3 protein-coding genes are annotated in these 4609 nt (G+C 71.1%); all 3 read left to right on the top strand.

Features of this window, described 5'->3' with window-relative positions; all coding sequences use genetic code 11:
* The first annotated feature begins 65 nt into the window (after positions 1-65).
* Positions 66-1196, top strand: coding sequence for an acyl-CoA dehydrogenase family protein (locus VHA72_RS02545; protein ID WP_325572878.1), 1131 nt, complete (start codon positions 66-68; stop codon positions 1194-1196).
* A complete protein-coding gene (locus VHA72_RS02540; RefSeq protein ID WP_325572877.1) occupies positions 1193-2773 on the top strand; it encodes an acyl-CoA carboxylase subunit beta in 1581 nt (526 codons plus the stop codon). Before VHA72_RS02545 ends, VHA72_RS02540 begins: the two co-directional genes overlap by 4 nt.
* Positions 2774-2779: 6 nt before the next feature.
* Positions 2780-4609 (top strand): ATP-binding protein (locus VHA72_RS02535; RefSeq protein WP_325572876.1); only part of this gene is annotated, 1830 nt, incomplete at its 3' end.

The raw sequence follows: 4609 nt of genomic DNA, 5'->3' as shown, positions 1-4609 counted from the left end.
CAGGCCAAGGCACTGGGCGAGTGGATCCGCAGCAGGTACGTCGACATCCCGGACGGCTTGGTGTCATGAACGACCTGTTCGAGCTCGGCGCCGAGTTCGCCCGCCGCGAGGTGGCGCCGTACCTCCAGGACTGGGAGGACGCCGGGGAGATCCCGCGCTCCCTGCACCTGGCCGCCGCCAAGCAGGGCCTGTTCGGCATCGGCTTCCGCGAGGAGGTCGGCGGCGAGGGCGGCACGCTCGCGGATGTGGTCGCGATGAACGAGGGCATGCTCGCCGAGGGCGCCTCCTCGGGTCTGCTCGCCGGTCTGTTCACCCACGGCATCGCGCTGCCCCACCTGGCCCGGCACGGCTCGGTGGAGCTGGTCGACCGTTACGTCCGGCCGACGCTGGCGGGGGAGAAGATCGGCTCGCTCGCGATCACCGAGCCGGGCGGCGGATCGGACGTCTCCCACCTCACCACGCGCGCCGAGCGAGACGGCGACCACTACGTCGTGAACGGCGCCAAGACGTTCATCACCAGCGGCGTGCGCGCCGACTTCGTGGTCGCGGCGGTGCGCACCGGGGGACCGGGCGCGGGTGGCATCAGCATGCTGGTGATCGACAAGGGCACGCCGGGGTTCACCGTCGACCGCAAGCTGGCCAAGATGGGCTGGCACTGCTCGGACACCGCCGAGCTGGGCTTCGCCGGCGTACGCGTGCCGGTGGGCAACCTGGTCGGCGAGGAGAACGCCGGGTTCGGCTACATCACCGAGGCGTTCGTGACCGAGCGGATCGCGCTGGCCGTCCAGGCCTACGGCATCGCCGCGCGCAGTCTGGCGCTGACCGCGGTGTACGCGCGCGAGCGCAGCACGTTCGGCGAGCCGCTGATCGCGCGTCAGGTGGTGCGCCACCGGCTGGTGGAGATGCACCGCCGGGTCGAGGTGGCGCGCGCCTACACCCACAGCGTGGTGCGGCAGTACGACGAGGAGGGCACGACCGCGGCCACCATCGCCGCCGCGGCGCTGGCCAAGCAGACCGCCGTCGAGGCGAGCCAGTGGGTCTGCGACCAGGCGGTGCAGCTGCACGGCGGCACCGGATACATGCACGGGACCGAGGTGGAGCGGCACTACCGCGACACCCGGATCCTGCCGATCGGAGGAGGAGCCACCGAGGTGATGACCGACCTGGCCGCCAAGCTCTTGGGGTACGGCCGATGAGCGAGACGCTGACCAACCGCGAGGCGATGCTGGCCAAGATCGCCGATCTCGACGCCGAGCACCTCAAGGCCGTCAACGCCGGCGGCAAGTACATCGAGCGCCACCATCGGCGCGGCAAGCTCACCGCCCGCGAGCGGATCGAGCTGCTGCTCGACGAGGGCACGCCGTTCCTGGAGCTGATGACGCTGGCGGGCTGGGGCACCGACTTCACCGTGGGCGGCTCGACGGTCACCGGCATCGGCGTGGTCTCCGGCATCGAGTGCATGATCATCGCGCACGACCCCACCGTGAAGGGCGGCTCGATCAACCCGATCTCGATGAAGAAGACCGGGCGGGCGATGCAGATCGCGGAGGAGAACCACCTCCCGACGGTCACCCTGGTCGAGTCCGGCGGCGCCGACCTGCCGCACCAGAAGGACATCTTCCTGCCGGCCGGCAAGGGCTTCCGCGACATCACCCGCGCCAGCGCCCGCAAGCAGCCCACTGTCGCGCTGGTCTTCGGCAACTCCACCGCCGGCGGTGCCTACATCCCCGGCATGAGCGACTACATCGTGATGGTCGACAAGGGCGCCAAGGTCTTCCTCGGCGGTCCGCCGCTGGTCAAGATGGCGACCGGCGAGATCTCCGACGACGAGTCCCTCGGCGGTGCGCGGATGCACGCCACCACCTCCGGCCTGGCGGACTTCCTCGCCGTCGACGAGTACGACGCGATCCGGCTCGGCCGTCGCATCGTGGCGCGGCTCAACGTGACGAAGAAGGGCCGCCGGTTCACCGGCCAGTACGCCGAGCCGCTGCTCGACCCGGACGGCCTGCTGGACATCATCCCGCAGGACCTCAAGGAGCCGTTCGACCCGCGTGAGGTCATCCTGCGGATCGTCGACGGGCCGAGCGAGTCGAACGAGGTGCCGTTCGACGAGTTCAAGCCCCTCTACGGCTCCTCGCTCGTGACCGGATGGGCCCGGATCCACGGTCGCCCCATCGGCATCCTGGCCAACGCCCAGGGCATCCTGTTCAGCAAGGAGGCGCAGAAGGCGACGCAGTTCATCCAGCTGTGCAACGCCTCGGACACGCCGCTGCTCTTCCTGCACAACACCACCGGCTACATGGTCGGCAAGGAGTACGAGCAGGGCGGCATCATCAAGCACGGCGCGATGATGGTGAATGCGGTCTCCAACTCCACGGTGCCGTCGATCTCGATCCTGATCGGCGCCTCGTACGGCGCCGGCAACTACGGCATGAACGGTCGCGCCTACGACCCGCGCTTCCTCTTCACCTGGCCGAACGCCAAGTGCGCGGTGATGGGCCCGCAGCAGCTGGCCGGCGTGATGTCGATCGTCGCCCGGCAGGCCGCCGAGTCCAAGGGCGTCCCGTTCGACGAGGAGAACGACGCCAAGACGCGCGCCTTCGTGGAGCAGATGATCGAGGAGCAGTCGCTGCCCTACTTCCTGTCCGGGATGGTCTACGACGACGGGGTCATCGACCCGCGCGACACCCGTTCCATCCTCGGCATCTGCCTGTCCGTCATCGAGAACCAGCCGATCGAGGGCAACCTCAACTTCGGCGTCTTCCGGATGTGATCGAGAGTGATTGAGAAGCTGCTGGTCGCCAACCGTGGAGAGATCGCCCGCCGCGTCTTCGCCTCGTGCCGCCGGCTCGGCATCGGCACGGTCGCGGTCCACTCCGACGCGGACGCCTCCGCGCCGTTCGTCGGGGACGCGGACGCCGCCGTACGGCTGCCGGGGAACGCGCCGGCCGACACCTACCTGCGCGGCGACCTGATCATCGCCGCCGCGCAGGCCGCGGGCGCGGACGCGATCCATCCCGGCTACGGCTTCCTGTCCGAGAACGCCGACTTCGCCGCGGCCGTGGTCGAGGCGGGACTGACCTGGGTCGGCCCCAGCCCGGACTCCATCCGGACAATGGGCTCGAAGGTCGAGTCCAAGAAGCTGATGTCTGCCGCCGGCGTGCCGGTGCTCGGCGACCTGACCCCGGAGACCGCCACCGAGGACGACCTGCCGCTGCTGGTGAAGGCGTCCGCCGGCGGCGGCGGTCGCGGCATGCGGATCGTGCGGTCGCTGGGCGAGCTCGAGGGCGAGATCGCCAAGGCGCGTGCCGAGGCGGAGTCGGCGTTCGGCGACGGCACCGTCTTCGTGGAGCCGTTCATCGAGAGCGGCCGGCACGTGGAGGTCCAGGTCCTCGGGACCGGGGACCGGGTGATCGTCTTCGGTGAACGCGACTGCTCCGTGCAGCGCCGCCACCAGAAGGTGATCGAGGAGGCGCCCGCACCCGGCCTTCCCGCCGAGACCCGGGCTGCCCTGCACGAGGCCGCCCGCAAGGCCGCGGAGGCGATCGACTACCGCGGCGCCGGCACCGTGGAGTTCCTCTACGACCAGGCCAGGGACCGCTTCTTCTTCCTGGAGATGAACACCCGTCTCCAGGTCGAGCACCCGGTCACCGAGGAGGTCTTCGGCGTCGACCTGGTCGAGCTGCAGCTCGCCGTCGCCGAGGGGCGCACCGTCGAGGTGGAGGTGGGCGAGCCGCGCGGCCACGCCGTGGAGGTCCGGCTGTACGCCGAGGACCCCACGGCCGGCTTCGCCCCCCAGACCGGGCTGCTGACCGCGCTCGACATCCCGGGCGTGCGCGCCGAGTTCGAGCTGTCCGGAGGGCTCCGGCTCGACTCCGGTGTCGTCGCCGGCGACCAGATCGGCACCTTCTACGACGCGATGGTCGCGAAGGTGATCTGCTGGGCGCCGACCCGGGAGCAGGCGGCCCGGCGCCTGGCCGGTGCCCTCGCGGCGGCGCGGATCCACGGCCTGCGCACCAATCGCGACCTGCTGGTCGGGCTGCTGCGCAGCGACGTCTTCCTCGACGCGAGGATGCACACCACCTGGCTCGACGACCCGGCCGTGGCGACCGGTCTCGGCGCCGTCGGCGAGGATGCCGTCGGGCTCTCCGCGTTCGCGGGCGCACTGGCGCTGGCGGAGCGGGCCCGGGCTGCCTCGCCGTACCACGCACGGATCCCGGTGGCCTGGCGCAACGTGCCCTCGCAGCCGCAGTTGACCGTCTTCGCCCGCGGAGACGACGAGATCGAGGTGCGCTGGTGGGGCGGCCGGGATCCGCGCCACGCCGAGCGGGACGACGTCACGGTGGTGGCGGCGAGCCCGGACGAGGTCACGCTCGCTGTCGATGGCGTGGCCCGCACCTTCGCGGTCAGCGTCGTCGCTGGTCCCAGCGACGCCCGGGTCGACGTCGACTCACCGCTGGGCCACGTCGCGCTGCGCAAGCTGCCGCGGTTCACCGACCCGGCCGACCGGGTCGCCGCCGGCTCACTGCTCGCGCCGATGCCGGGCAGCGTCGTCGCCGTCAACGTGCAGGTCGGCGACGTCGTCGAGGAGGGCCAGCCGCTGCTGGTG

Origin of the sequence: Nocardioides sp. (genome assembly GCF_035547795.1) — a bacterium.
In the GTDB taxonomy this organism is placed as follows: Bacteria; Actinomycetota; Actinomycetes; order Propionibacteriales; family Nocardioidaceae; genus Nocardioides.
This window is presented reverse-complemented; position numbering and strand designations above follow the sequence as displayed.